The organism is Nonomuraea sp. 3N208, assembly GCF_052245935.1.
GTDB lineage: Bacteria > Actinomycetota > Actinomycetes > Streptosporangiales > Streptosporangiaceae > Nonomuraea.
Genome location: NZ_JBQQBR010000067.1, coordinates 19,022 through 45,687 on the forward strand (window position 1 = coordinate 19,022; position 26,666 = coordinate 45,687).

Here is a 26,666-nt window from a genome sequence, read left to right on the forward strand (position 1 = left end):
AGCTCCGAGATTGCTTACAGGTTGCCCAGAGACCTAGGCATCTAGAACCGCTACTGTGGAGGCATGGCAACCACTGACCGGCGCCGGCCGTACCTGAGGATTGCCGAAGACATCCGGCGCGACATCGCATCGGGCCGGTATCCGGTCGGGGAGCGCCTCCCCGTGGCCCGCGAGCTGGCGGAACGGTACGGCGTTGCCATGATGACCATCGGCAACGCCCTGGCCGTCCTCCGCGACGAGGGACTCATCGAGACCCGCCAGGGAGCCGGCAGCTTCGTCAGCCGGACCCCCGACGACGAGACCGCCGGCCCTACCCCTGGCGAGCACAGCGAAGAGTTCCGCATCATCTCCGAGCAGCTAAGCGAGATCCGTCAGCACGTGCAGAAGCTGACGGTCAGGCTGGACGAGCTAGACGCTCGGACTCGTCCTGATCAAGCCGAGAAGTGATCCTGACCGCGCGCCGCTGAAGTTCGGCCAAGTCGGCCGCGATCTCCGCCAGCTCGCGAAGCAGGATCTGTCGTTCCATCTCACTGAGACCCACGTACCACCCCATTGTGTAGGCAGGACGCCGAAGCGCCCCCGGGTTACCTGACGGGTGGGGAGCCATTGCGCGGATAGCCCTCCGTTGTCGTGCTCAGAGCAGCCGCATCACCTTGGCGAGGTTGAGAATCTCGCGCTGACGATGCAGCTTGCCGCTGTCCCTCAGGTCGCGCACGATGTTGCGGACCAGTGGACGGTTCCGGACGTGCTGAGGCGCGATCCGGTCGGCACGAAGCAGAGCGTCAGCAGCTTCGTTGTCCTTTCTGTTCATGTGGTAGCCCGCCGCGGTGCAGGTCCAGTAGTGAGCCTGACGTTCCGACGAGGCGATCTGGGCGATCTCGACGTGTTCGGCCCGGGAGATGACATCGCGCGGCCGGCCCAGCTCCATGCTGACCTCAACCGCGTGGATCGTCGTGTTCACTTGGTTGAACTGCGTCTGAAAGACGTTGCCGTCCCGCGGCAGTACTTCGGCGACCCGGCGAGCCTCCTCAAGATGGCTCTCGGCCTCTCGCTGATCCCACAGTCGCGAGTACGCCACAGCGGCCCGCAGGTGCAGCGCACCCCACATCGCCTTGATCGTGTCGTCCGTACTCACATGCGGTTCGATCTGATCGAGCGCCGACAGAGCCGCGTCCTTGGCAGGATCGAGCTGCGCTTCGTGCAGCCACACGCCGCACAGATCCCAGCTCGCCGCGGCGACCAGGTCAGGGGCGCCGACGCGGTGAGCGGCGACAAGCTCACGTTGCACGGCAGTCCACCCCAGGTCGTGATGCCCCAGAAGGTTGGACGACACCCGTGCCATGTGACAGGCCCGCAGCATCAACGCTTCGGCTCGATCGCGATCGGCCGACGAGTCGTTGGTGATGGCGATGAGATCGGTAAGGATGCTGGGCAGCACCTCTCCCAGCGCGGTGAACTTGGCGTCCTGGCGAAGCTGCTCGGCAAGGCGGACGTTCGCCTCAAGCTCCTGCAGCGACCGCGGCTCTCTGGTCGCTCGCAGCATCACTCCGCTGGGCAACGAAGCCTGCTGAAGCGCGAGCCGTAGCTCCGGTACCGTCGCGTGCCCGGAGTCGAGCTCCGTCGTCTCGTGCCGGTACGGCTGACCTGTGAGCTCAGCGACCTCCACCCCGAGCACCTCGGCGAGCTGCCCGACCACGCTCATACGGTCCAGAGGCAACCGTCCGTTCTCCACCTTCGACAACCAGGAGACAGAACGGCCGATCTTCTCAGCGAGAGTGGCTTGATCCCACCCCTTGCGGTGACGAGCCCGCGCGATCCGCTGGCCCTGCGTCACGTACTCTGTCGCCACGTCCCCGCCCCTCCCTCTCGCCGTCGCTTGCTTCGACGATAAGACGGATGACCTGCGGCACTGGCAGAAAAACTGCCAGTGGGAGAGCACGCGGAACCGCAGATCGGCCTTCGACCTGCGGAAACGCTTGTCACAGATCAGTTGCACATTGTGACGCTACGTGTGCGAGGGCTGCGCGGTCGGCGCGTCGTCACCTCGCTTCCCCATTCATAAGCTGCCGCCACAGCTCCTCAGCATGGGCGACCCTCACCCACGGGCTTTCGACGACGACCCACGGAAAGACTGACCGGTCGTACCGCCGTATGAACCCTTGCCCGCCAGCCAGACACTGCTCGAAAACCAGAGACAGGCATTCGCAGGTGTAGGCCCGGACACGCGTTCGCTCCGCACGCCGCTGGACCGGCGACCACCTCACTGGTACCGCATCCGGGCGAGGTGAGGCAGGGTGCATGCCGTGGAATTCACCGAAGTCCGCCACCAGGCTCACCGTCCTTCTGTCGCGCGATCGCCAACGCGGCGCCGGCAGGATCCGCGGACCGCAACCGATGAACAGGCGCTGGTGAGCGAGTAGCCGACTCCAACCGCACCGCGCGCTCTCACAGGGCGGCCAGCCGGAGCCCACGTGCGGAGCCCCACCCGGAGGGGCCCTGGACCTTCGCTCACCAACGCCATACCTCCAAGCTAGCAAGCCTGTAAGTGCCTGTCTATCCCATGCAGTTCCATGGAACTCCACGATCCGACATGAAGGGCCGTGAAACGCCCTCCTACTCTCATACTGTGGCCAGATATGTCGAGCACACGCGCACCTGGGAGTTCGATGAGGACCGTTCCCGCTGGGAGCAGATCCTCGAGGTCCTCGTCACGCGCATCGACTCGGGCGAGTGGGGACCCAAGTTCAAGATCTCCGAAGTCAAGCTCATGGAAGAATTCGGAGTCGCCCGCCCCACCATACGCAAGGCCATGGAACGCCTCAGAGGCGCCGGCAAGGTCTACACCGTCCCCAACCTGGGCAGCTTCGTGAAGGCCGACGCCGAAACCGAATAGAGCGAGGACGCCGACGCCCTCAACGACAGGCCCTCGGCGGCGTAAGATCCGGGCGTGAGCAAGCGGATCGACTACTACAACGACCCGAGCGCGCCTGCCGCGAACAGCCTCGTCCCGTCCGTGAACGTCGTGGTCACCAACGAGGCCGGCGAGCTGCTGCTCATCCGCCGCTCCGACAACGACAACTGGGCCCTACCCGGCGGCGCCATCGACCTGGGCGAATCCATCCCTCAGGCAGCCATCAGGGAGACCCTCGAAGAGACCGGGATCACCTGCGAGATCACGGGCCTGGTCGGCACCTACAGCGACCCCGGCCACGTCATCCACTACACAAGCAACGACGAGGTCCGCCAGGAGTTCTCCCTGGTGCTCACGGCGCGGGCCGTAAGCGGCCAGCCAACGCCGAGTACGGAGTCGCGGGAAGTGCGCTGGGTACCGCGGCACGAGGTCGGCAACTACGGCATGCACCGCTCCATGCGGCTCAGGATCAGCCACTACCTCCAAGGCGATGGCCCGCACATCGGCTGAACCAGGGGCAGCAACAGTGTGAAGCATCGACCGTGACAGCAGCCGCTGTCGGCGTACTCACGGCCCTCCGCTCCGGCGGTGACCGGAAACTGCGCGGCCTGCGCACGGGGGCAGCGGACCCGGCGTGCCTTACTTGCCGGTCAAGCACGCCGAGAAGCACCGGGACCCAACTCAGCGACTCCCGACATCCTGGCTGCCACGGAATAGGGCGTCGACCATGTTTCGCCGGATCGGCTACCACGACGGCCCGCACGAGCCTGTGTCCAGCCGCCGAACCGTCCAGCTCGATGCACCACCCGAGGCCAACCCGATTGGCTCACTGTTCGCACACCATGCCGTCGCCATCGCGATCTTCATACCAGTCGTACTCGGGATCCACGCCCTTCTGGTAGTCGCCGTAGCCATGAGCGTTCGCCTCCCCGCACGTGTCGAAGCGAGGGTCTGTCGCCGGTGCCGGAGGTTGCGTCGTCTTCTTCGGTGAAGGCCGGGTGGTTGCAGGCTCGGTTTCTCGTGGCTCCTCTGCGGGGGACTCCTGCGGCTCGACGGCCTTGGTCGGTTCCGGCTCCTGGACTTTGTCTAGTTTCAAGGTGATCGGGGTGTCTGGTGTGACTGCCGTCCCAGGCCTATGGGATTGGCCGACAACGGTCCAGAGGGACTCCATGATCACTTGTTTCCCGTTGACGGACTCGATGCCGATGCTTCGCACGCCCAACTTCAGCAGATGTCGCCGTGCGCTTGCGGCATCCTGCCCCCGCAGATCAGGCATTGCAATCGTGGCACCGTCCGCTGCGGGAGTGGGCGGCTGGGTGGGCGAGGCCAGTACCGATGAGGCGCTCTCACTTACTTCCGGAGCGGGCGAACTCTGAGCGGGCACCCGCTCATTCGCGACCGGGGAGGCGTTCGGGGTCTGGAAGGGCGCTGTCAGGATGCCCAGCGTCAACAGGCCGAGAAGCCCCGCACGTAAGACCTTCCGTGCGGGCGGGGTATGTGCAGGTCCCAGGTAAACGCGCGTCACAATTCTTAGCCAGCTGGGCATCGGGTCGTCGATCCACAGCTGCCAGCCAGGAGGTGGGGGCGGCCAAGACGGGTCAGGTCGCCATCCGGCCGGAGGGGACCAGCCCGGAGGCGGAGCCGGCCAGTTGGGCGGGGGGTTGTAACGGCGTGACATGGGAACGGCGGCCTTCCCTTCCCGTGCTCGGAGACAAGCGTTTGGAACGCTACACAGCCAAGATCAAGATCCCGTAACATAACAGGCCGCCACGTTCAGCCCACCTCACACAGGACAGCAGAGCGGTGGCCGTCCACGTCCTGAGCACGATGTCTCATGCAGGTCATGAGACCCGACACTGGGCCACGTGTCCTGTCCACGTGTCCGCGGATGAGAACTTTCTCTACGACTTCAAGGGCGGACCGCTGCGCGGTCCGCCGGGCGCGCTGGCCGATCTGCGTGCCCGGCTGCGGCTCTTCGGCCGGTCCGGGCACGCACCGCCCAGCGCGCCCTTGGATGCCAGACGTCACCTGTTAACGCCGTGACGATCGCTCACTTCGGCGATCTTCGAACCGGTGGGGGCGATCGGCTGCCGCGCGGCTTCCGGTGCTCGGGCCTGGCGGCCCTGCGCTCCGGGTCCGCTTGCCACCGGATAACGGGGGTTTCCCGGCTGGAGGCGTACGGTTCACCGGTGCAAGATCAAGTATGCATCCTGCACAAAGCGGCGGAGGGCTTCCCCGCTACCGGTGTCGGCCGCGGCCTCGATGTCAGCAGGGCTGTAACGACGAGCATTCACGTTGGTGCGGTTTTGGGCATCTTCCTCCATTGGTGACGCGAGATGTCGGCGGGCTCTGGTAAGACTTCATCTTGTGATGACCGCGCCAGCCTGGAATATCAATGTTGAGGACCGTAAGAAGGAGCAGGAGCGAGCCGAGCTTCACCGGGTGATCTGGAAGATCGCCAACGATCTGCGTGGAAGCGTGGACGGCTGGGACTTCAAGGCGTATGTGCTGGGGATGCTGTTCTATCGGTTCATCTCCGAGAACCTGACGGCCTACCTCAACGAGGCCGAACGCAGTGCAGGCAACGAGGACTTCGATTACCGCTACCTGTCCAACGCGGCTGCCGAGCTCGGGCGTGAGGAGACGGTCAAGGAGAGGGGCTTCTTCATCCTGCCCCAGGACCTCTTCGCGAACGTGCGCGAGCGGGCTAGCAGGGACGAGAACCTCAACGAGACTCTGGCACGGGTGTTTACCAACATTGAGGCCAGCGCGGTTGGTGCCGCCTCCGAGGATGACATCAAGGGACTCTTCGCCGACCTCGACGTCAACAGTGGCAAGCTCGGCCCGACCGTCGCGAAGCGCAACGAGAAGCTGGTCAAGCTCCTCGATGCAATCGGGTCGCTGGACTTCGGCAACGGCGAGTTCAACGAGAACACCATCGACCTGTTCGGTGACGCCTATGAGTACCTGATGCAGATGTACGCGTCCTCGGCCGGCAAGTCCGGCGGGGAGTACTACACACCGCAGGAGGTCTCCGAGCTGCTCGCTAGGATCACCGTTGTCGGCAAGACCGAGGTGAACAAGGTCTACGACCCCGCCTGTGGCTCGGGTTCGCTGCTACTGAAGTTCAAGAAGGTGCTGCCCAATGGGGTCCGGCAGGGTTACTTCGGTCAGGAGATCAACCTGACCACCTACAACCTGTGCCGGATTAACATGTTCCTGCACGACGTCCCGTACGAGAAGTTCGACATCGCCCACGGCGACACGCTGATTGACCCGTACCACTGGGACGACGAGCCGTTCGAGGCGATCGTCTCCAACCCGCCGTACTCCACGCGCTGGGAAGGTGACTCGAACCCGCTGCTGATCAACGACGAGCGGTACGCCCCCGCCGGTGTGCTGGCGCCGAAATCGAAGGCAGACCTGGCATTCACGATGCACATGCTGTCATGGCTGGCGGTCAACGGCACGGCCGCGATCGTCGAGTTCCCCGGTGTGCTCTACCGCGGCGGTGCGGAGCAGAAGATCCGCAAGTACCTGATCGACAACAACTACGTCGACACCGTCATCCAGCTCCCACCGGACCTCTTCTTCGGGGTGACGATCGCGACCTGCATCATCGTGCTGAGGAAGTCGAAGATCGACAACCAGGTGCTCTTCATCGACGCCTCGGCCGAGTTCATGCGTCAGGGCAATAAGAACAAGCTCGCCGCTGGCCACCAAGCCAAGATCTTGGAAGCGTTCACGCGCCGGGAGGCCATCGACCACTTCGCGGCCATGGTCGACTACGAGACCATCCGTGACAACAAGTACAACATCGCGGTCAGTTCGTACGTCGCGGCCGAGGACACCCGCGAAGCGGTCGATATCAAGGCGTTGAACGCCGAAATTGCTCGGATAGTCGCCCGCCAAACTGAGCTGCGCACCCAAATCGACGCCATTGTCGGTGACCTGGAATCCGACGATGCGACTGTCTGAATTGTTATCCAAAGCCCCTGCCAACGCGGAGGCACAGGTAGAGCGCTTCCTCAATGCTCGCCTGCCTTGGGGTAAACACAAGACGATCGAGGTCGGCAAGGTCGCTATCAATTTCAAGTGCAAGACCTGCGACGACGTTCGGACGTTCATGTCGGGTGACAAGCTGTCCTGCCTCGGCGTTGGTGATCGGGTGGTGAGCATCGACGCGTGCCTCAAATGCCCAGTCTGTAAAGCGACCGTAGAAGCTTGGTTCCTCGTGGTGTCCAGGGATGAACTGGACGGACAGGCGCCGATCGTGCGGTTGGAGCGCTATGTAGACAACCGGCGCGGCATGGCGAGTAGGGTCGAAGTCGGCGCGGGCACCGGCACCGGTGATTTCGATGATCTGCTGGAGCGTGCGCAGCTCGCCTACGAGGTCCAGCTTGGTACGGGGGCTATGGTTTACCTTCGAAAGATCTTCGAAGCGATCACCAAGCAGGTTGCAGATATTGCAGGCATACCCACCACCGGAAAAAAGGATGGTCGCAAGCCGTTCCGCAACCTCCTGCAAGAGGTTGATGAACAACATCATATCATTCCGACGGCATTCTCCGGTGACGGATACAAGTTGTTCAATGAGCTGAGTGAGATCGTCCACGGAGATTCAACCGAGGAAATTGCCCTGCAGAAATACCACCCCTGCCGAAGCTTAGTCATCGGAATCATTCAGAATGTCGCCAGCGATCAGGAGATGAAGCGGGCGATCGATGCGCTTGGATGGAGTATAAACCAGTTGAACGTGCCTTCGAGTGGGGCGATGGCGCCATGAGTGAGATCGACAGGCTGCTTGCCGAGCACTGCCCGGATGGTGTTGAGGTCAAGATGCTCGGCGAGATCGGAACCTTCATCCGGGGACGCCGCTTTACCAAAGCTCACATGGTCGAGGAAGGTATCCCCTGTATCCACTACGGGGAAATCTACACTGAATACGGCGTGTCCACGGAATCTACGATCTCCCACGTAAGAGAGGACCTGCGCAACCAACTGCGCTACGCGCAGCCGGGGGACGTGATCGTTGCTGGCGTCGGGGAGACGGTCGAGGACGTGGGCAAGGCCGTGGCTTGGCTCGGCGAAGGAGAGGTCGCGTTCCACGATGACTCGTTCGTGTTCCGGAGTGAACTCGATCCGACCTACGTCTCCTACTATTTCCAGACCAGTACCTTCCGGGCTGAAAAGGAACAGCATGTCTCCCGCGCCAAAATGAAGAGGCTCTCCAGTAGTGGCCTGAGTAGGGTCACGATCCCGGTTCCTCCACCTGAGGTGCAGCGTGAGATCGTACGGATCCTCGATAAGATGACTGAGCTGCACGCTGAACTGCAAGCTGAACTGCAAACTGAGCTGCAAGCCCGCACTGCCCAGAATGCTTTCTACTGGAACTACCTCCTAACGCCGGGCGACGATTGGCGACGAACCGTCATTGGCGATATCGCTGATGTCTTTGATGGGCCACATGCGACTCCACGCAAGACTGATGATGGACCCTGGTATCTCAGTATCTCCTCCTTGAGAAACGGGAGAATTAGGCTTGAGGAATCCGCCCATCTAAGTGTTGAGCAGCTCGGCGCGTGGACTCGTCGGGTGGCTCCACAGCCAGGGGATACTCTGTTTTCGTACGAGACCCGCCTTGGTCAGGCCGCCTATTGGGATAGAGATGAGCCCGCCGCCCTTGGCCGTCGCATGGGTCTTCTGCGGCCAAAGGAGTCCGAGGTGTTCCCGAGATTTCTCACGCTTGCGTATCTCGGCCCCGAGTTTCAAGCCCTGATCAGGAAGAAGACGGTGCGCGGAGCAACCGTCGAACGGATCCCAATCGCGGACATGGCCAGTTGGCCGATCTCGATCCCGCCCATCGATGAGCAGAAGCGGATCGTTTCGATTCTGGACAAGTTCGATGACCTCGTGGCCGACATCTCCACTGAGCTATCAGCAGAGATTGAGGCTCGGCGGAAGCAGTGTGAGTACTACCGGGACAAGTTGCTGACGTTCGAGGAGTGGGTTGCGTGAGCCAGGGCGGCGGCGTGGAGGCACCGGACTCGGCGCTGCGGTACGAGCCAATCGCGGTGACCGACGAGGCGACGGTGGTCGCGACATACGAGCTGGATGACGGCGGCGATCAGGGCTACCAGTCCGAGGCTCAGCTTGAGGCCGCGTTCATCGAGCTGCTGGAGCAGCAGGCGTACGAGTGGCTCCACATCACGTCGGCGGCCGGCTTGGAGGCGAACTTACGCCGTCAATTGGAACTTCTGAACGACGTCGTCTTCAGCGACGCCGAGTGGAGATGGTTCTTCACCAAGAAGATCTCTTCGAGGAACGAGGGCGTCGTCGAGAAGACGGCGCGCATCCAGGAGGACCCGATCCAGGTCCTCGCGCGTGACGATGGCACCAGCAAGAACATCAAACTGATCGACAAGTCGAACATCCATGCCAACCGGCTTCAGGTGATCAACCAGTACGAGACGGTCGATGGGGGGGCTGGGACTTCTCGCAAGCACCGGTACGACGTGACGATCCTAGTCAATGGGCTGCCGCTCGTGCATGTGGAGTTGAAGCGGCGCGGCGTGCCGTTGAAGGAGGCGTTCAACCAGATCAACCGCTACCAGCGGGAGTCGTTCTGGACCGATGCCGGCCTGTTTGAGTACGTCCAGATCTTCGTGATCTCCAATGGCACGCACACCAAGTACTACGCGAACACGACGCGAGCACGGAAGGTGGCCGAGGCCGAGGGCGGTAAGCGTGCACGGAAACAGTCCTCGAACTCGTTCGAGTTCACCTCTTGGTGGACCGATGCGAAGAACCGGCGTATCGGTGACCTGACCGCGTTCACCCGGACCTTCTTCGCCAAGCACACGCTGCTGAATGTGCTGACGAAGTACAGCGTCTTCGACGTCTCCCGCACGCTGCTAGTGATGCGGCCCTACCAAATCGTGGCGGCCGAGCGGATCCTGCAGCGGATCGTCTCCTCGGGGAACATAAAGTCGACCAGGTCGGAGGCTGGTGGCTACATCTGGCACACCACTGGGTCGGGCAAGACGCTGACGTCGTTCAAGACCGCGCAACTGGCCTCGAAAATGGAGGGCATCGACAAGGTCCTCTTCATTGTGGACCGCAAGGACCTCGACTACCAGACGCTACTAGAGTACAACCGGTTCGAGAAGGACTCGGTCAACGGGTCACGCTCGACCGCGGAGCTCAAACGGCGGCTGCAAGACCCGAACGCCACGATCATCGTGACCACGATCCAGAAGCTGTCGCGGTTCATCGAGCAGAACAAGGGCCACGAGATCACCACGGGTCGTGTGGTGCTGATCTTCGACGAATGCCACCGCAGCCAGTTCGGCGACATGGGCAATGCAGTGCGCAAGGCGTTCCGTCGCTCCCACCTGTTCGGGTTCACTGGCACCCCGATCTTCCCGGAGAACGCGGGGGGCGCGGCTAAGGACACTACCGAGAAGATCTTCGGCGACCGACTGCACACCTACACGATCGTGGACGCGATCAACGACGGAAACGTGCTGCCCTTTCGAGTCTCCTACCTGAATACGGTGCGAGCCAAGGACGATGTCGAGGACAAACAGGTCGAGGCCATCGACACCGAAGAGGTGCTGCGCAATCCCGAGCGAATCGGACTGAACGTGGGCTACATTCTCGACCACTTCGATACCAAGACCATGCGCACTCAGGGGTCCAGCTTGGGTGAGAAACGGGTGCGTGGTTTCAACTCGATGCTGGCGTCTGCGTCGATCCCCGCGCTGAAGATCTACTATGACGAGTTCGCTCGGCAACAGGCCGAACGCGCAGCCGCGGACCTGTCCTACCAGCCGCTCAAGATCGCCACGATCTTCAGCTACGCTGCCAACGAGGACGAGCAGGTCGGCGGTGTCCTCGATGACGAGGCGATGGACACTGACCAACTCGACGCCTCCTCCCGCGATTTCCTCGAACGTGCGATCAGTGACTACAACGCAGCTTTCGGCACGATGTACGACACTTCGGTGGCGAAATTCGAGAACTACTACAAGGACCTTTCGCGTCGGGTGAAGGAGCGTGAGGTCGACCTGATCATCGTCGTCAACATGTTCTTGACCGGGTTCGACGCAACCACGCTGAACACGCTGTGGGTGGACAAGAACCTCAAGTCCCACGGGCTGATTCAGGCGTTCTCCCGCACCAACCGGATCCTCAATTCGGTCAAGACCTACGGCAATATTGTCTGTTTCCGTAACTTGGAGAAAGCCGTCGACGACGCGTTGGCGCTCTTCGGTAGCTCCGAGGCTCGAGGTATCGTTCTACTCAAGCCGTACGCCGACTACCATGCTGCGTACGTCAGTCTGGTCGAGCAGCTCCTGGAGCAGTATCCGCCCAGCATCGAACCGTACGGCGAGGCGGCCGAGAAGGCATTTGTCGTGCTCTTCGGCCAGATCCTGAGGTTGCGCAACATCCTGACCTCTTTCGACGAGTTCGCCGAGGACGAGTCGTTGACCCCGAGACAGCTGCAGAACTACACCAGCGTCTACAACGCCCTATGGGAGAAGCACCGCAAGCGCGACGCCGGTGAGAAGGAATCGATCCTCGACGACGTCGTATTCGAGATTGAGCTCATAAAGCAGGTTGAGGTCAACATCGACTACATCCTGATGCTGGTGCAGAGGTGGCGTGACGAGGGCCAAGCCAAGATGGGCAAGGAAGGCAGGACGCCACTACGTGCCATCGAGGACGCCGTCGACGCCAGCCCGTCGCTGCGGAACAAGAAGGACCTGATCATGGACTTCGTCGACTCCATATCGGTCACCGGCGAGGTCAGCGACAACTGGCGCATCTTCGTCATCCATCGACAAGAAGCCGAACTCGCCGAAATCATCGACGCCGAGCGCCTCCGGCCCGAGCAGACGAAGTCGTTCATCAAAGCGGCTTTCCGCGACGGGGCGATCGCAACCAACGGAACGGCAATCACCCAAATCCTGCCACCGGTCTCCCGCTTCGCGAAGGACAACAATCTCGGCGCCAAGAAGCAGCGCGTCATCACGAAGCTGAACGAATACTTCGAGCGCTTCTTCGGTCTGGCCTGAAAGACACCGCCAACGCGGGTCATCCGTTTTTCCTTCGGGGCTTGACGGCCCAGCGATTCGAGTCACATGTCGTCAGATGGCGGGCGCAGTCAGGCACCAGCGGGATATGCATGGGATGATCAGGGGTGGCGAGCGACTTTGAGACCGCGTTTCTGCAGGTCAACTCCCCTATGGGGAAGTCGCAGCCCGCGCTCTCCTACAGCGGAGGCTTGTCCGGCTTGCCAGGTCTTCCGTTTCTCGAGCCGTGGCATCTATGCCATCCTGAATCGTTGTCCTGGGTGACATAGGTGTCGAGTCTATACTCGTGTCCACTGCCACTGGCGAAGGACAACCAGATCCGGAATGATTTCAGATGTGACGGACAGCCCCCCACAAATCGATCCCGCGCCTAAATCCGAGCTCCGAGTCGCCTTGCTTAGGATCACCTCCGCGATGCGGGACCGTCTCCTGCCGGAGAGGCGTTCCCTTGTCGAGCACCCGGTATTCTCGGGCCCCACCGGCGACTGGAAGCTCCGGCGTCGCTACCTGGTCGCCTTCCTGGACCGTGTTGAAGGTCAGGTCGTTGAGCACGTGGTAGGGCTCGGCATCTCTGTTCCTGGCAACCTGGCAGGGACCTACGAGCGTCGCTTCCGGATCGAAGAATTCTCGCCTATCGATCCCCAGATTCCGACAGATCGTCTGTCTGATCTTCTCGGTAGATACGCCAATGCGCTTCGTGTTCAAGGTCCACTTTCGACCGCCCTTGGACGAAGGCTTATCGACGCAATTCGGGAAGAGGCTCCACATCTCAGCGACCTTTTGGATGATCTGGAAAGTCGGGTCAGCCAAAATACCCCGCGTGGCGACATCGCGCAGATCATCGCTACCCAACGCGATATGACAGGGCTCCTCCTCACCGCCGCCGACATGGATCGTGAGCCTCTGCGTGACTGGGCCGGCTTCGGCCTACGTGCCGATTTCCTCGAAGAGGAGCCTCCGGAACGCCCGTACGAGGACGACGTAATTCGCCACGACTGGCGGCATCTTCCGGGCTGGATGCAAGTCCAAGCATCGTGGACGGAGCAACGATTCTATAGAGGGAAGCGTCGATTGTCTGTGTTCTATGCGAACACACGTCCACTCGAACACCTCACCGGGGTCGACCTTGTGTACTACAACGAGTTTCACGGCTGCTTCGTATGTGTGCAGTACAAGAAGTTCCAGCATGAAGCTCAAGCCGGCTGGGTCTACAGGCCGAGTCAAATTCTGGACAGCGAGCTTCAGCGCATGAAAGCCATTGACGAAAAGTGCAAGGTCGGCGCTGATACCACTGATATTAGGCTGCTAGACACGGCCACCTTCTTCAAGCTCCACGAGCCGATGCAGTTCGAGCCGGGCAACACAGATCTGGTTCCAGGTATGTATCTGAGTAGGGAACACTTTGAGCTCCTGCTAGAGAAGAACCGGGGAGGCCAAGGTGGACGACGAATCGGCTACGCGACAGTACCCCGCCACTTGACCAACACGCTGTTCGCCGAACTCCTAGGGCAAGGGTGGATTGGCACTCGCGGCGCTAGCACCGATCTGGTGCGTGATCAGATTCGATCCAGTCTAAGCCGTGATCGGGGCCTGGTCTTCGGCCTTGCGGAGGGAGATCAGCGGCTCGGAAACGGCAATCGGCTGCGGTAAGCATCTGCGGATGCAGATAACTCATCTATGCAGGTTTCAAGCTCAACTTCTCTTTGATGTTACATTGATTACATTAAGTTGATCAAGGGAGGCGTTGCCGATGACGTCGCGGGCATGGCTGGTTCGACTCGGTGAGACCGGGCAGCGGGAAAGCACCGCCCTAAAGGAAGGGCTGGTGATCCTGGGCTGGTCCGAGCTGAGGGACCTCAGCGCCTGCGAGAGCCGTACGGACATCGCAGCAATGGTCACGGAGAACTACCCTCATGAGGGAAAGGCAACGCTGTCCAACTGGACAGGGCAGTTATGGCGGTTCCTCCGGGAGATCCGGGACGGCGATCTCATCGTGTGCCCGTTGAAGACGCGGCCGACCGTTGCCGTGGGCCGGGTCACCGGGCCCTACCGCTACGAGAGCGATGCCGACCCTGGTTTCCGCCAAGTACGGCCGGTGGAATGGCTGCGTACCGACATCACCAAGAGCGACATCGAGCAAGACCTGCGCAACAGCATGAGCTCCCTGCTAACGGTCTGCGCCCTCAGCCGCTTCGGAGCTCCCCGGCGCATCACCAATCTCGCCGAGCAGGGTGTCGACCCCGGTCCCACGCCGGACGAAATGGTCATGCTGGAGGGCTTCGCCACCCCTCACGAGCTTCTCAACGGAGTGATCGCCAACAGTATGGGTGAGCCAATCCGGCTAACCATCCGTGATTTCCTCAAGCGTTGGGGAGTCACTCGCCGAACCTCGGCATCGGTAGCCCGGATCGAGGCGGATCTCGTCGCCAAGGGGATAACGACGCGGCCGTCCTTCACCGAGGGCTGGTTCGACAGCGTCATCGAGCTCCTTCCCGTCGGCGAAGAACCGGAGAGCACCAAGGAAATCCCCAGCCAGTCGTTGCAGCCCGACGTCGAGGACGCCCCGGACCTGCCGACAATCACCCTGCGGGTCGGCGTCTTGGAGTCCGCGAACAAGGGTGTGGCCTCCGTGCGGCTAGAGGACGAGCTCAAGATTGCCCATACCAAGATGCTGAGCGGCAAGTATTCACAGCTGGCCGTAATCGACGAGAACGGGACCCTGCGCGGTGCTCTGAGTTGGGAGTCCATCGGCAAGGCGTCCATGCGAGGCCAGAAACTCCGCACCGTCTCCGATGCAGTGGACCGAACCGCCGGCTTGGTCGATCATCACGAAGACCTGCTGAGCCAAGTGAACGAGATCTACAACAAGGGCTACGTCTTCGTCTGCGACTCCGACAGGAAAGTGACTGGCATCATCACTGCGGCCGATCTGACACAGCAGTTCGGTCATCTGGCGCGGCCCTTCGTCCTGGTGGAGGAGGCCGAGCGGCGACTGAGAAGGCGAGCAGACGAGGTCTTCACCGTCGACGAACTTCGGGAGGCCGCGCCCAGGCATCTGGCCCCCCGGGTAAGCTCGGCGAACGACCTGATGCTTGGGGCTTACAAGCATCTACTTGCCTCCCCCGCGCGCTGGAGCCGGCTGGAATGGCCGCTCGATCATGCGCTCTTCGTCGAGCTACTGGAACTCATCCGTGCGGTACGCAACGAGCTGATGCACTTCGCTCCCGACCCGTTGGACGAGGAGACCCTCACGAGAGTGGAGGGCTTCATCGAAATGGTCCGCATCGTAGATCCACGGCCTTGACCCACTGGGCCGAGTATTCGATCCAGCTACTCCGACTGGATCAATCCAACAGCATTCCGTCAGATCTGGCGGGTGCTCGGACCTGTCAGGTCTGCGCTCCGGGTGGGCCGCCGGATGACGGTGTTACTCTCACGACTGAGGTCGGGACATGCTCGGGATGATCTTGGACGGCGCACGCGTCTCATAGGTTATTGGCCCAGCTCAACCGGCTCCAACAGGCAGTTTGGACTCCCCTCTCCTAAAGAGCGGTGCTGTTGGCCGCCGCGTGGCTTCCGTTCCTCGGGGCTGGCGGCCCTGTGGTACGGGTCCACTTGCCACCGGATGGCGAGGCGGGCTGCCGGCCAAAGGACTGAGTACAGCAGCGGATACAGCAACGCCACCTCGCGCCCCCACATCCCACCAGCCCGTATCTACCACCTGGGCAGGGAGGCGAGCTTCTGCATCATGACCGGCTCCCGTTTGCAAGGAGGCGGTCATGTGTGCTGTGACGTATTCGACTGTGGCGTATTCCAGCCCGGAGTAGGGACGAGGCGCGGGGCTTCATCTCCCTTCAACGAGTCGGCCCGCGTCGTCTCCGAGTGACCGCGCCGCTGGAGCCCGTTGGCGATCTGGCGCGACGATGGCCCAGCTCAGGCGTGGCTTGGCGGCTCATCGCGGGTTTTGTTACTCACATCGTTGTTTCGTCCGGAGTCCTTAACTGCATCGCGGTCCGCGCTTGGCTGATCGGTGATAGCAGCCTCGGCCTCTGTGCGACTAGGGAAGTGCGCAGGTGTGTCTTGCGTCATGGGGTGGTCGATGGACAGGGGATGTGCAGGTTTCGGCTCGTGAGGTGAGGCTGGCTCTAGCCTCTGAGCGCCCTCGCCGGCCGCGGCAGCCGCTGCTATCGCGGCCCCTCCGACCATGCCCATAGCGCTGAGGATTACCCAGAAGCCACCTCCGGTGAGATCCAGAGCGCTCAACCCGAGGATCGAGGACCCGGATTGGTTTATGGCCGACTGGATCATGAGCAGGACGACGAGACAGATCACCACGACCATGGCTGCGCAGATGAGGACCATGACGGACGCATTGCGGCGGGAACGCAGTGCGACGTTCGGTGTGAGTAGCCACACGCCCAGAGCAACTATCTCAGCGGCCCCGATGGGAATCAGCAAGATCATTACTCCGAGGGCGGGTTCCTCTTTCGCAGCCATGCCAAGCATCCACCAGCCAGCCGAGGACAGCACAAGAGGCGCGGAGGTCATGGACTGGATAACGAAGATGAGTAGAACGGTGGCTCCTCCGACGACGAATATGGTGGCGGTCAAGCCTGTTCTTATATCCGAACGTGCTGTGGTGGCCCTCGACTCTTGGACGTTGCCACCGTGCGATTGAGGGACCGTGGCCTGTACATCGGAACTTTCGGCAGCCTTATCCGAGGAGGAGGGGTCTTCGGGTTGCGGAAGAAGTCGCCGCTTGGCGAGGGCATACTCCTCATCTGTGAGAGAACCGTCGGAGCGCAACTGGGCCAGCTCTCGGAGCTGGCGCGAAATGTCCATGTCATCCATTCGGAACTCCCGAGCTCGACGGGATCGAATGACAAGCGGCCGAACGGTCTGCTCAGCCGCGTGTCTCAGCACCACTCATTTCTTGAGGACGACGTCCCCCCAAGCAGCCGAGTAAACGGTATCGCCCGACAGCCAACGTAGCTCTCAGTTTCTGTCTCCAGCCACTCTATGGCCATCAAATATCGTAGGGCGACAGGAGAACCTGGAGCTTAATGAGCATAAGAAGTAGAGCAAGCCAAACAAGAAAACCTTCAATCACGCAGAGTGCATTCTCCTTGAGTGTCCATTGAGCGCTCTCTATTGATTCTGAAAATCTTTCCATCTCCACGCTTCGTGGCAACTTTCTTGAAGAAGGTGACGCCTGACCAGATAAGAAGCAGTAGAGAATCGACGGAATATAAGAAAACCACCATTGTTTTCTTGCCTATTACCCTTTCTCTTCAGCGCAACATTTGTGTTTTGAAGAGTCAATCCTAGTCCGGTAAATTTTGGTACAAATACTCGATGTGCGTGCCGGTAGCCCTCTATGCGGTGTGATTTGCTACCGTCGACTCACCAAATGAGACGTCATCTAAGGAACACGAGGCGAAAGGCACTGTAGTGAGCACCTAGCGGTGCACCGGAGTCGACGTGCTAGATACGTTGTAGCCCCGTACCCTGAGGTAAGGCAGCTGCCCGTGCAGCGCGGCCGTCTCGTAGGTCGCGGTGATCCTGGTGGATTCGCCGGGCCAGAGCGAGAGGTAGTTGTCGCTGTAAATGACCGGCAGGACTTCCCTGCCGTTGTCGCCCGCCGTGATTTCGGGCCGTACGAAGAAGGCGAGATCGGTTGGGCTGGCATTGGTGAGCGTGATGGTGACGGTCTCTCGACCGCCGGACAGGGAACGCGTTGCCGCGGCCTCAAGGTGCCGGTTGGGAGCCAGCCTGTTGAGGCTGCTCAGGTCCGCGAAACCGTCGATCTTTGTCTGGTAGTGGTTATCTGCGTTGCCGAGCGCGTCAGGACGCGTGGAGTACCAGTAGAGGTTGTCACTGACACTCGAGCCGTTGGCGTCTCGGAGCTGAAGCCGCAGGAAGAACGTCCTCGACAGGCCGGTCAAGGGAGGAATTTTCAGCACCCGCACCGAGGCATTGGCCGGGGAGGAGACCTGAGCGGTGGCCGTGTACTTCCGGGTCAGAGACGGGATGTCATAGACACTTGCCGTCGCGGTCAGTGCCGTGCGAGCTGCGAGGGTCGAGTTGACCACGTGCACGTTCCGTGTGAAGTAGTCATAGCTTATGTGGATCGGCTCGGCGGCCTTCTTGGCGCCGAAATATCCGCCGCCTGGCTTGAAGTAGTAGTCATAGAGGTTCCAGTGGAGCGACGGCCACGCGTTGTTCAGCATCCAGAAGATGGTGCCGAACGTCTGGGTGTGCTGACGTGCGCTCCAGGCTTCGAAGAACGATCGAGTGGTCTCGTAGTTCTGCAGCTCGGATTTGCGGGAAAAGTCGTCGGCGCCGTCGGCTTTGCCGTATCTCTTGTTGACCCCGTCGGTGAACGGGGTGATGTGGTCGAAGGGGGTGCCCGGCTTGCCCGCGTGGTAGTTCCAGACTGTGCCGATCGGCCACCGGTCGTCCGGGGGGATGAACCGTTCCAGGCTTTCCAGTGGTGGAGGGGCTTGCGTGCCTTGCTCGGCGGTGGTGCCGAATGCACTGCCCGATCGGCTGGGGTCCCACCACAGCACGGGGGGCTCCCATACGTAGGGCCCGTCCATCTTCATGCCGGCGTTGGGATCTGCCCAGGTGGCGACGCTGTCCAGGGTGGGATTCTGCCAGTGCAGCATGCGGGCGATGCGCTTGTAACCGTCCAGTCGTGCCGCGCTGGGGGGCCGGTCGCTCCCGTACGTCCACAGGAAGCTGCTGGCGTGATGACGCAGCCCTCTCATCTGGCTGTCCAATGAGGCGTAGGCCACTCGTTCTTGCTCGGGAGACCAGCTCCTGTCGTTCTCCCAGGCGCTGCAGCAGACGAAGCCGGACATGAGCATGATCCCGGTCCTGTCGGCCAGGTCGTAGAGCTCCTCGTTGCCGAGAGTGCCCTCCAGACGGATGGTGTTGAGGCCCATGTTCTTGGTGTAGTCGATGTGGGCCTGGTTGGTTCTGGTGTCCCAGCGCTGGAGCAGGTCCCAGACGTATCCCCCACCCCGGAACAGGACGGGACGGCCGTTGACCTTGTAACCCGCAAAGGACGTCCCGTTGACCGTGGTGCGGTAGCCGGTGAACTGCCGGACGCCGAAGTCGATCGACTTACGGTCGGACGTCGATCCCGAGACCGCGGCGGTCATGGAAAGTCTGTAGAGCTCCGGCTGGCCGAACTGGTGAGGCCACCACAGAGCGGGATTGGCGACGTGGAGCTGTGGATGAGCCTTCGTATCGAAGGTGATATTCCTGCGTTGGCCGGGGTCGAGCGTCACCTCCTTGCTGAAGGAGATCGCGGGCCGGCCGGTCTTGGTGATGGATCCGCTGATGGTCGCGGTCACCGGGGTGTCTGTCGCGTTGATCGCATCGACGTACACGGTCAGGTCGGCCGCGTCCGTCGCGGGCAGGGGGAGGGTCGTCTTGACATACGGATCCCTCAGCGCGACAGGGCCGGTGGTGTCGAGAAGCGTCTTGCCCCAGATGCCGGCGTTCATGTCGGGGGCCTCAGGGTTCCAGTCGACGGTACAGAAGGAGAGGTCCTGGCAGTCACGCGCCGGTGGGGTGACGCGGATGGCCAGCACATTTGCTGTGCCAGGACGGATGAGCCGGGTGACGTTGTACTCGCGGCTCACCATGGTGCCGACGGCGTCGGGATCGAGTCGCCGTCCATTCAGCCAGATCTGCGCGCGGTAGCTGATCCCTTTGAACCGGAGCCAGTACACCTGTCCCGCTGAGGTGCGGACAGCGGGGAACTCGCCTCGGAACCACCACTCTTGCTGGGTTAGGTCGGGGACTTTCCGGAGGTTCGTCCCGACGAAGATGTTCTGGTGGACGCCGTTTGCTACCAGGCCTGCCAGGACAGTGGAGGGAAGCGTGATCGGGTGCCATCCAGCGGTGTCGTAGCCCACCTGGGAGATGGCGGCTCCGGTGTCGGTGACGTCCTCCGCTGATCGGAGTGACCAGCCTCGGGTCAATTCGGAGGAGCTGACGGTGACAACACCGCCGGTGCCTGCGACACCGAAGCCGACGATCAGCGCCAGGATTATGATCAACCAGCCGAACGGCGCACGTCGAGGGCGACGGCCGGTCATGTGCCGTAGACCTGCATCTCATAGAGCGAATACCCGAACCTGGTGCCCCGTTCCGTCCCGTACATGCGAACGTATCTGCCCGTGCCGGAAAGACCAGTCAGATCGTCCTCGTTGCCATCGCCGGCCGCGGTTTCATAGACGGTCGTCCAGACGGCGGCGTCGTTCGATACCTGGATCTGGTAGGTCTTCCCGTACGCCGTCTCCCAGAAAAGTCTCACGCGGGAGATGTTCTTGGGCGATCCGAGATCGATCTGGAGCCACTGGGGGTCCGTGAACTCCAGGGATCCCCATCGGGTGGTGAAGTCGCCGTCGAACGCCTTTTCCGGCCCCAGCGCCGCCTTCTCGATCGACGACGACGTGGCGGGACGGGCAAGGGAGAGCAGGCTCTCGGCGGCCTTAGTCTCCGTGGTTCCGTTGAACTTGATCGTCACGCTCCACTCCCCGGAATTATCCTCAACGAAATCGTCATTTATGCCTAGATAGAGGCGCCCGGGCTCGGCTATCTGAACGGAAGCTTCGCGGCCTACCTCGAACACCTCGCCATCGCCGACCTTGCCAATGAGCGAGTAAGGATGAAGTCCTGGCCCAGGAAAGTTCCGACCGTATGGCGCCATCGTAGAAGATTGACCTTGCGGAGAGTAGATATCGATATTTGGATCGAGCGCCTCTGACGTTTTTACCATTCCGTCAGAGACAAACTCAAGCCGCCCGCTCTCAACATTGATGCCCGAATCAATCCAGTACTGATTGGCCGGGACTAGACGCGTTTCTTCGAATGAGAGATTCGCCTGTGATGTTGCGTCGGGACTGCCAATCGGAGCTTGAGTCGTTTCTGTCCCACCTTCGTCCGTGGGTTCATCACTATTAATATTTACGAGGACGACGATGCCTGTCAGCGTGAATAGAATAAGGAGCGTCGCGCTCAAGACGAAGATATTCGACAACCGCCTCTGTGATCCATGCGTTTGCCTTTTTGCGGGGGACCGCTCGTCCGAGTCGGTGTCGTCGTGCGGTACAGCCGGGATGAAGTTTTGCGGCCTGATGGGCGGGAAGCGACGGCGGACCAGCGCAAGCAATTCCGCTCCCGCCTGGCGAGCTGTTATTGGTCCGGTATTCGCGTCGGTCGTCCCCTTAGAGTCTAGGGCATCCTTCCGAGCCCCAAGAGCGGACTGAATCAGCTCTGCCACCGCGACTCCTCCGGCAATGACCATGGCACCGAGAACGAGCCAGAATCCGGTTCCGATGAGATCCGTAGCGCTGTATCCCAGCGCCGATATTCCGGATTGGTCGAGGAGGTACAGGGCGTAGCCGAGGGCGATGACATAGATAAGCACGACCAGAATCGTGAGGGCTAGCACGACGGTAGATGCATTATTGCGGGTGTGGGAGGTTACATTCGATCCACAAAGCCGCAACCCTGCACCGGCTATAGCAACGCCAGCTGCTGGAACCAGCCAAAGAACTTTCTGTGTGGCCTCCTCAGAGGGCATGTTAGCCAAATCCGAGGCAGTAAACGAACCTAGAATGGGCAGGGTACCCATGGGTAGCGTAAAGAAGAAGAGCAGCGTCAGGATTCCTGCGACGAGAAATGAGACGGCAGCCAGGCCTTTGCCTGTACTCGAATTTAGTGTGTTGGCCTTCGGTTCTTGGGGGTGGCCACCATGCGATAGGGGTCTGGTGGTCTGGGTATCGAAACTCTCGGCGGCCTTGGCCGAATCGGCAAAGTCGGCGGCTTGCGACAGAAGCCGCTCCTTGGCGAGAGCAAATTCTTCGTCTGTGAGGCAACCGTCGGAGTGCAGCTGCGCCAACCGTCTGAGCTGACTCACTATATCGATATCACCCATTGGAACTCCAGGCCATAGGCCTCGGATAACAGCGTCAGATGGTCCGCCGTCGCTCCTTCTACGACGCTAACCAGCAGGCGTAGGCCTAAAGCAAGACCGCCTGTTCGAATCTGACGTGGATATGGTGAATCTGTGAAGTTCTCGGGCCGTGCGACGAACGATCATGGCGCCAACGATGTTGGACGCCCTCAGCACACCGGGAAGCCCAGGCCAAGAGCAAATTATGCGCTGACACACTGAGATCTACGAAGTCCTTGCAACCGCTCAGCACGGCGTGTGTGCGATGTGCGCCAAGCCGTGCTCGACGGGATGGCGGCTGGCTGTTGATCATGCGCACCAGACTGGGTGCGCTCGGGCGCTACCGCACCCGCGAGGGCAAGTGATTGCGGCATCGCTCGTCCTCGACTAGCCCGCTCATCTCTCCAGGACGGCGTCTCCCCACACGACCGGCCTGACCCGACCAGACTCGATCTGGGAGGCATGAGTGTTTGGGTCGAGACGGCGCGCAAGGTGTGTACCAACGCCTATTCAGACGACTACGATGCCTGGCGCATGTGCTTCAACTATGTCATCGACCGTGGTGCGCTGAAATCTGGAGCTGTTGAGCGAGCTGCAGCTGAGTAAGGCCACGCGGTTCGCGGGCACGCCTGATCAACTTGGACCAGCCAGGCGTGGGTGGGGGCGAATGTGAATGCGAGCCGTACTGTAGCGATGATCACGGACAAGTTGGCGTGACATTGGTACGGCAGACATCGTCGCTCACCTCGACAGTCGAACCGCAGCCCCGCCCGTCTCCCCCTCTCGAGGGAACCGGACGGGGCGTTCTGCCGCCTTGGATCAGGAGGCCGTCACGATGATCCTGCCGGTGAGCAGCGCGCCGGCCGCGTCAGGCCCTGCGTGCAGGCCAGCGGCGTCGATCGCCGCAGCGGCGCGGTCGGCGGCCATGTCCGGCTGGAGCCCATCGCGGAGGGTGCCCTCAACGAGGTACAACTCCACCTGGTCACGGTAGATGTACGCGATGGCGTCACCAGGGAACGGTGACGGGGTGAGACGGTCGTCGTTCTCGTGCACGACGAAATCGGCGTTCCTGAGGGCGATAGTGAGAGTGAAGAGGATCTGCTGCGGAGTCACTAGGACACCTTTCGATAGACGTATGTCACGGCTGTGACTCCATCCACGACGGGACGTCCCAACTCGGATATTCCCCGCCCAGACGCTACTTTTTGCGAGTTAGGATCTTGAGCGGTGCTGAGAGAAAAGGGCCGCTACAGCAGGCAGTGCGCCTCGGCGGCCAACGGCGGTGGCGCTTCCGTCGCGAGCGCGTGCACTACCCGTCGGCCGCCTCGGCGTAGTCGCTCAGCGCCTTGTTGAGCAGGATGGTCGCCAGGCTGGCCACGCGCTCCAGGTCTGTCTCGCTCAGCGTCAACGCGACCATCACGCCATCGCGGCCACGCAGGCGGGTGGCGCTCACAGGCTGGCTGAGCTTCACGGACGCCCAGGTGCGCCCGTGAGCGAACCCAGAGCATTCCCGCCAGCGCACTAGCGCCTCCGTGCCCGACAGGCCCGCTGCCTGGCCGGCTTCCCGGACGGTCGTGGAGTAGTAGAGGTCCTGGATCACCTGCTGAGGACGAAGACCAAGCCTCTTGGCGATCTCCTCGATGTCCTTCATCCGCTCGGTTGCCTTCTTGCCGGGCGAGGGCGGAACCACGCCAGCGTCCTTCTCCCATTTGGAGCGCTCTTTCATGTCGTTACGCCAAACCCTGAGCGTCCGCTCCCTTCGCTGGGCCCGATTGGGTTCGTCGAGGATCCACACGGCCAGCGAGCTGGGCTCTATAACCCCGCGCAGCAGCGTCCACGGAGCGGCGTTGGTGATCTCCCTGGCACCTGTCACGAGGGAGCACAGGGTGAGCACATGGTCCACTGCTGCCACTATAGAGCTCGCCACCACGGTGGAGACCTTGTAGCCCTCCATGCCGACGTCATCCTGCGCCAGCGAACTGGTCGGTCCGACTTCGTCGAGCCCGAAGCCGATCTGCTGCCCGGTGCGGTCCGTGAGGGATTCCGCAATTTCGAAAAGTTCCCAAAGGAACTGCATGCCGCCCTTCGCCATGGGCGTTAACACTATGCCGTCGTATCGTTACTCGCATGGCATTTTCGGCCAGTTCTGAAAGACCCGAATGCGGGTGCCGTCGGCGAACCTCAACCCCATACACAAAGCAGGCAAAACCCATGCTCGATCTGCCGTTCACTCGACGACGAACCCGGCGGGCGGCTTGCCGAGGTTGACGAAGTCCTGCCCGTCGGGCCAGTCCTCGAAGCGGCCGGAGATGACACGCCCGTCGTCGAGGTGTATCTCCAGGTCCCGCCCCGCCTGCGGGTGCCGGATGGTTGTCTCGGACACCACGCGGGCCAGGTCGAATGTCACCCGCCCGTCCGGGCCTTCCTCGCCTTGCACTTGAATTACGACGTGCCCCTTGACTTCCCGCCCGGAAATCGGCCCGAGACGGTGATGCGCCTGAAGCTGATTGAGGATGAAGCGCAGGTTGTCGGCGTCCCGCCGGCTGAGCGTTTGCGTGATGAGGCCGGTGTGCATGGCCTGGACGGCACGGAAGAAGTACAGGAGTTCGTCCCGCGTCATGATGGTCGTTGTCGTCTGGCCGGGCTCCGGGGTCGCTTCGAGCGAGCCGTTCTTGTGCGAGATGACACCGCGGTGCGTCAGCGAATGCCGCAGGTCGTAGGTGTTCGCGTACGTTCCGAGAAGGCGCCGCCAGATATCCTCCGGAAACGGGGGCTCAAGTCGTACACCATTGCCCGTCTTGGCCACCTTGATCTTCTTGCTGATGTTGTTCAAGCTCTTGCCTTCGTACACCAGGAGCTGAAGGTCGATCACCACGTCGATGACCTTCCACGCGGCGCCGAACACGAGCGGGGTCAGGTCCACCGGTGCGGGCTTCCCGCCCACGTACGCCTTGACTTCCACCGTCTCCAGCATGACATGGGCGTGCTGGCGTAGCTTCCCGGTGCGCAGATCGAGCACGTGCCCGCCGCTTGGTTCGGGTAATGCGGTAGCGAGGCTGTCGAGGATGTACCGCTCGTACTCGGTAGCCTCTTCGAACGCTGTGGTGGGAAATGTCATCTGCGAGCTCCTCCGGTCTCAGTGCAAACGTGGTGAGGAGCATAAGCAGATCAGTCGTTCGATATCTCGCGTACGGTAAAGATGTCACGCGCAGCCGTGATGGCCGCCTCCGGCGGCTGCTCGCTCTCGATCTCCATCGAGCCGGGGCTGCGTCAGGTTGCCTGCATGTGGTCGAGCATGACGCCGGGGACTGACGAGATGCCTTCGACAGCGCCCGCGTCCACCATCACGGCAGGCGGGTGGCTCTCTGCTTTGTCGGCTTCAAGGAGACCGTCAGGGCCGCGCAGCTAACTCGTCCGGTCGCGTCCGCGTTGCGTTTCACGTCGATGCCCCACCGCCGGCGGAGCCATCCCACCCCCAGGTGGATACCGATGATGGTCGGAATCGTGTACGATGCCGCTCCCTGCGACTCGTGCACGTTCCCCGCGGCGAGAACCTCGGCAGTGCCGAGCGGCCACCACGTGAGACGGTTCGAGGACAAGATCCGGTATTCAGTAAGCACCGGTGGGCGATCTCGAACTGGCTACGGATCAGGAGATCGAGGCATCGATATCAAGCTCGCGCAGCATCTACCGCGGAATCAGCTCGACGGCGCCGCCGGCCGCCTGCGCGGTGAACCACCAGCGGGCTTCGTTAGCGACGAGCAGTAGCTCAATCGGGTGGCGTGCGGTCAGCCGGACCAGTTCGCGCCACTTGGGGAGATGACCCTTATGCGAGGGCTGGTGGGTTGGATCAGCGGCGAGCAGTTGCAGAGAACGCAGCAAGGCGGTCAGCCCGTCGACGCCGTCCTGGCGGGTCTTGGCCTCGGCGGCGAATACGATGTCCCCGGCCTGCGGATCACCGGCGCCCGGTGGCCCATCGTACCCCCAAAGGTCCAGGGCAGCGCCGCTGAAGAATGGGTCGAAGATGAGTCTCTCGGGAGCCCAGCCGTGGTCCAGGACGAGTTCAGCATAGGCACCGACGTGGATCAGGACCTCAGTGTGTAACTTGACATGATCGCCGTTGCGGCCGATCAGGTGTAAATTCGGCGAGCAGGCCCGCGCGGCGGGGACGAAGAACCATCCATCCGGTCCGACCTCGACCAGATCGGCGTCCAGGGCGCGCAGGAAGGCGCGGGATTCGTCCTGTCCCAGGCCCACGCCGTAAAGCAACGCAGGCCGACGCACAAGGTCGCTATGGAGATATTTGCGATCGGGCTCGGCACGGCAACCAGCGGCGAAGGCCTCCGCACAACTCATCAGCAAGCTATGTAACCGACGCTGCTCATCGGTCTGCCACACGGGGTCGGCGCCGCTGGGCTCGGCCATGACCCTTGTCATTCGAGGGACATCCATGGCGCGAGGATACGGGAAGTCGCCGACAGATCTCCGACCCCAAGGATCTAGGTGTGCGGTTCCACGTACCAGGGCGTGGGCCATCGGCCCGGCTACCATCGGCACCTGACCGGAAAATAAGGACCTCAGCCGGGCAGGCGGCAGCGAACCCCGGCTGGTGATCGTCGGTGGGGTGGCCTGGGGGCGGTGTGGGTCAGGCAGCCTGGGTCAGGGTGACGGTGAAGCCGAGCGC

The 26,666-nt window shown here is 61.8% G+C and carries 20 protein-coding genes; 11 read left to right on the top strand and 9 right to left on the bottom strand.

The window, feature by feature from the left end:
• The first annotated feature begins 63 nt into the window (after nt 1–63).
• Complete coding sequence (locus ACTWPT_RS55095) at nt 64–447, top strand: GntR family transcriptional regulator (protein WP_443185558.1); 384 nt, start codon at nt 64–66, stop codon at nt 445–447.
• A 187-nt stretch (nt 448–634) separates the two neighbouring features.
• On the opposite strand, the gene ACTWPT_RS55100 is transcribed toward ACTWPT_RS55095, so the two are convergent.
• Nucleotides 635–1,996 carry a helix-turn-helix domain-containing protein gene (locus ACTWPT_RS55100; protein ID WP_443185559.1) on the bottom strand — a complete coding sequence of 454 codons (1,362 nt, stop codon included), beginning with the start codon at nt 1,994–1,996 and terminating at the stop codon, nt 635–637.
• A 630-nt stretch (nt 1,997–2,626) separates the two neighbouring features.
• On the opposite strand from ACTWPT_RS55100, the gene ACTWPT_RS55105 reads away from it, so the two are divergent.
• Together ACTWPT_RS55105 and ACTWPT_RS55110 are read left to right on the top strand one after the other, a co-directional pair.
• Nucleotides 2,627–2,893 carry a winged helix-turn-helix domain-containing protein gene (locus tag ACTWPT_RS55105; RefSeq protein WP_443185560.1) on the top strand — a complete coding sequence of 89 codons (267 nt, stop codon included), beginning with the start codon at nt 2,627–2,629 and terminating at the stop codon, nt 2,891–2,893.
• A 54-nt stretch (nt 2,894–2,947) separates the two neighbouring features.
• Nucleotides 2,948–3,421: an NUDIX domain-containing protein gene (locus ACTWPT_RS55110; RefSeq protein ID WP_443185561.1), complete on the top strand. Its 474-nt coding sequence runs from the start codon at nt 2,948–2,950 to the stop codon at nt 3,419–3,421.
• A 316-nt stretch (nt 3,422–3,737) separates the two neighbouring features.
• Here the strand turns inward: ACTWPT_RS55110 and ACTWPT_RS55115 are convergent, their stop codons facing one another.
• Entirely contained in the window at nt 3,738–4,361 is a 624-nt protein-coding gene (locus ACTWPT_RS55115) for an excalibur calcium-binding domain-containing protein (protein ID WP_443185562.1), read from the bottom strand.
• Nucleotides 4,362–4,789: 428 nt separating this feature from the next.
• On the opposite strand from ACTWPT_RS55115, the gene ACTWPT_RS55120 reads away from it, so the two are divergent.
• The 7 genes from ACTWPT_RS55120 (at nt 4,790) to ACTWPT_RS55150 (ending at nt 15,313) form a co-directional block, all read left to right on the top strand.
• Nucleotides 4,790–4,954 (top strand): hypothetical protein, encoded by a 165-nt coding sequence (locus tag ACTWPT_RS55120; protein WP_443185563.1) that lies wholly within the window; start codon nt 4,790–4,792, stop codon nt 4,952–4,954.
• 255 nt (nt 4,955–5,209) lie between these two features.
• The gene (locus tag ACTWPT_RS55125; RefSeq protein ID WP_443185564.1) at nt 5,210–6,889 is read left to right on the top strand and encodes a type I restriction-modification system subunit M; all 1,680 of its coding nucleotides are present in this window, start codon (nt 5,210–5,212) and stop codon (nt 6,887–6,889) included.
• Entirely contained in the window at nt 6,876–7,697 is an 822-nt protein-coding gene (locus ACTWPT_RS55130; protein ID WP_443185565.1) for a hypothetical protein, read from the top strand. The genes ACTWPT_RS55125 and ACTWPT_RS55130 overlap by 14 nt, the downstream gene beginning before the upstream one ends.
• Nucleotides 7,694–8,929, top strand: a complete 1,236-nt coding sequence (locus ACTWPT_RS55135; protein WP_443185566.1) for a restriction endonuclease subunit S — start codon at nt 7,694–7,696, stop codon at nt 8,927–8,929. Before ACTWPT_RS55130 ends, ACTWPT_RS55135 begins: the two co-directional genes overlap by 4 nt.
• Complete coding sequence (locus ACTWPT_RS55140) at nt 8,926–11,991, top strand: type I restriction endonuclease subunit R (RefSeq protein WP_443185567.1); 3,066 nt, start codon at nt 8,926–8,928, stop codon at nt 11,989–11,991. The genes ACTWPT_RS55135 and ACTWPT_RS55140 overlap by 4 nt, the downstream gene beginning before the upstream one ends.
• A gap of 432 nt (nt 11,992–12,423) precedes the next feature.
• Entirely contained in the window at nt 12,424–13,659 is a 1,236-nt protein-coding gene (locus ACTWPT_RS55145) for a hypothetical protein (protein ID WP_443185568.1), read from the top strand.
• A gap of 100 nt (nt 13,660–13,759) precedes the next feature.
• Nucleotides 13,760–15,313 carry a hypothetical protein gene (locus ACTWPT_RS55150; RefSeq protein ID WP_443185569.1) on the top strand — a complete coding sequence of 518 codons (1,554 nt, stop codon included), beginning with the start codon at nt 13,760–13,762 and terminating at the stop codon, nt 15,311–15,313.
• A gap of 629 nt (nt 15,314–15,942) precedes the next feature.
• On the opposite strand, the gene ACTWPT_RS55155 is transcribed toward ACTWPT_RS55150, so the two are convergent.
• From ACTWPT_RS55155 to ACTWPT_RS55165, 3 genes are all read right to left on the bottom strand, one after another.
• A complete protein-coding gene (locus ACTWPT_RS55155; RefSeq protein WP_443185570.1) occupies nt 15,943–16,860 on the bottom strand; it encodes an SHOCT domain-containing protein in 918 nt (305 codons plus the stop codon).
• A 608-nt stretch (nt 16,861–17,468) separates the two neighbouring features.
• The gene (locus ACTWPT_RS55160) at nt 17,469–20,081 is read right to left on the bottom strand and encodes a glycosyl hydrolase 2 galactose-binding domain-containing protein (protein ID WP_443185571.1); all 2,613 of its coding nucleotides are present in this window, start codon (nt 20,079–20,081) and stop codon (nt 17,469–17,471) included.
• A gap of 35 nt (nt 20,082–20,116) precedes the next feature.
• Nucleotides 20,117–21,964 carry a discoidin domain-containing protein gene (locus ACTWPT_RS55165; RefSeq protein ID WP_443185572.1) on the bottom strand — a complete coding sequence of 616 codons (1,848 nt, stop codon included), beginning with the start codon at nt 21,962–21,964 and terminating at the stop codon, nt 20,117–20,119.
• 241 nt (nt 21,965–22,205) lie between these two features.
• Here ACTWPT_RS55165 and ACTWPT_RS55170 point away from each other — a divergent pair, with 241 nt between their 5' ends.
• Nucleotides 22,206–22,373 (top strand): endonuclease domain-containing protein, encoded by a 168-nt coding sequence (locus ACTWPT_RS55170; RefSeq protein WP_443185578.1) that lies wholly within the window; start codon nt 22,206–22,208, stop codon nt 22,371–22,373.
• Between the two features lie 428 nt (nt 22,374–22,801).
• On the opposite strand, the gene ACTWPT_RS55175 is transcribed toward ACTWPT_RS55170, so the two are convergent.
• The 4 genes from ACTWPT_RS55175 to ACTWPT_RS55190 all read right to left on the bottom strand — a co-directional run bounded on the left by ACTWPT_RS55175 (nt 22,802) and on the right by ACTWPT_RS55190 (nt 26,407).
• Nucleotides 22,802–23,095: a hypothetical protein gene (locus ACTWPT_RS55175; RefSeq protein WP_443185573.1), complete on the bottom strand. Its 294-nt coding sequence runs from the start codon at nt 23,093–23,095 to the stop codon at nt 22,802–22,804.
• A 196-nt stretch (nt 23,096–23,291) separates the two neighbouring features.
• On the bottom strand, nt 23,292–24,074 hold the full coding sequence (locus tag ACTWPT_RS55180) for a hypothetical protein (RefSeq protein WP_443185574.1): 783 nt from the start codon (nt 24,072–24,074) through the stop codon (nt 23,292–23,294).
• A gap of 135 nt (nt 24,075–24,209) precedes the next feature.
• Complete coding sequence (locus ACTWPT_RS55185) at nt 24,210–25,100, bottom strand: hypothetical protein (protein ID WP_443185575.1); 891 nt, start codon at nt 25,098–25,100, stop codon at nt 24,210–24,212.
• 569 nt (nt 25,101–25,669) lie between these two features.
• Entirely contained in the window at nt 25,670–26,407 is a 738-nt protein-coding gene (locus ACTWPT_RS55190) for a hypothetical protein (RefSeq protein WP_443185576.1), read from the bottom strand.
• Between the last annotated feature and the right edge of the window lie 259 nt (nt 26,408–26,666).

What these genes read in the sequence shown, in the direction of transcription:
- ACTWPT_RS55165 (WP_443185572.1), bottom strand. Translation starts at nt 21,964, where the DNA reads ATGGGTGATATCGATATAGTGAGTCAGCTCAGACGGTTGGCGCAGCTG.
- ACTWPT_RS55150 (WP_443185569.1), top strand. Translation starts at nt 13,760, where the DNA reads ATGACGTCGCGGGCATGGCTGGTTCGACTCGGTGAGACCGGGCAGCGG.
- ACTWPT_RS55180 (WP_443185574.1), bottom strand. Translation starts at nt 24,074, where the DNA reads ATGGCGAAGGGCGGCATGCAGTTCCTTTGGGAACTTTTCGAAATTGCG.
- ACTWPT_RS55095 (WP_443185558.1), top strand. Translation starts at nt 64, where the DNA reads ATGGCAACCACTGACCGGCGCCGGCCGTACCTGAGGATTGCCGAAGAC.
- ACTWPT_RS55185 (WP_443185575.1), bottom strand. Translation starts at nt 25,100, where the DNA reads ATGACATTTCCCACCACAGCGTTCGAAGAGGCTACCGAGTACGAGCGG.
- ACTWPT_RS55130 (WP_443185565.1), top strand. Translation starts at nt 6,876, where the DNA reads ATGCGACTGTCTGAATTGTTATCCAAAGCCCCTGCCAACGCGGAGGCA.
- ACTWPT_RS55190 (WP_443185576.1), bottom strand. Translation starts at nt 26,407, where the DNA reads ATGGCCGAGCCCAGCGGCGCCGACCCCGTGTGGCAGACCGATGAGCAG.
- ACTWPT_RS55155 (WP_443185570.1), bottom strand. Translation starts at nt 16,860, where the DNA reads ATGGATGACATGGACATTTCGCGCCAGCTCCGAGAGCTGGCCCAGTTG.
- ACTWPT_RS55145 (WP_443185568.1), top strand. Translation starts at nt 12,424, where the DNA reads ATGCGGGACCGTCTCCTGCCGGAGAGGCGTTCCCTTGTCGAGCACCCG.
- ACTWPT_RS55135 (WP_443185566.1), top strand. Translation starts at nt 7,694, where the DNA reads ATGAGTGAGATCGACAGGCTGCTTGCCGAGCACTGCCCGGATGGTGTT.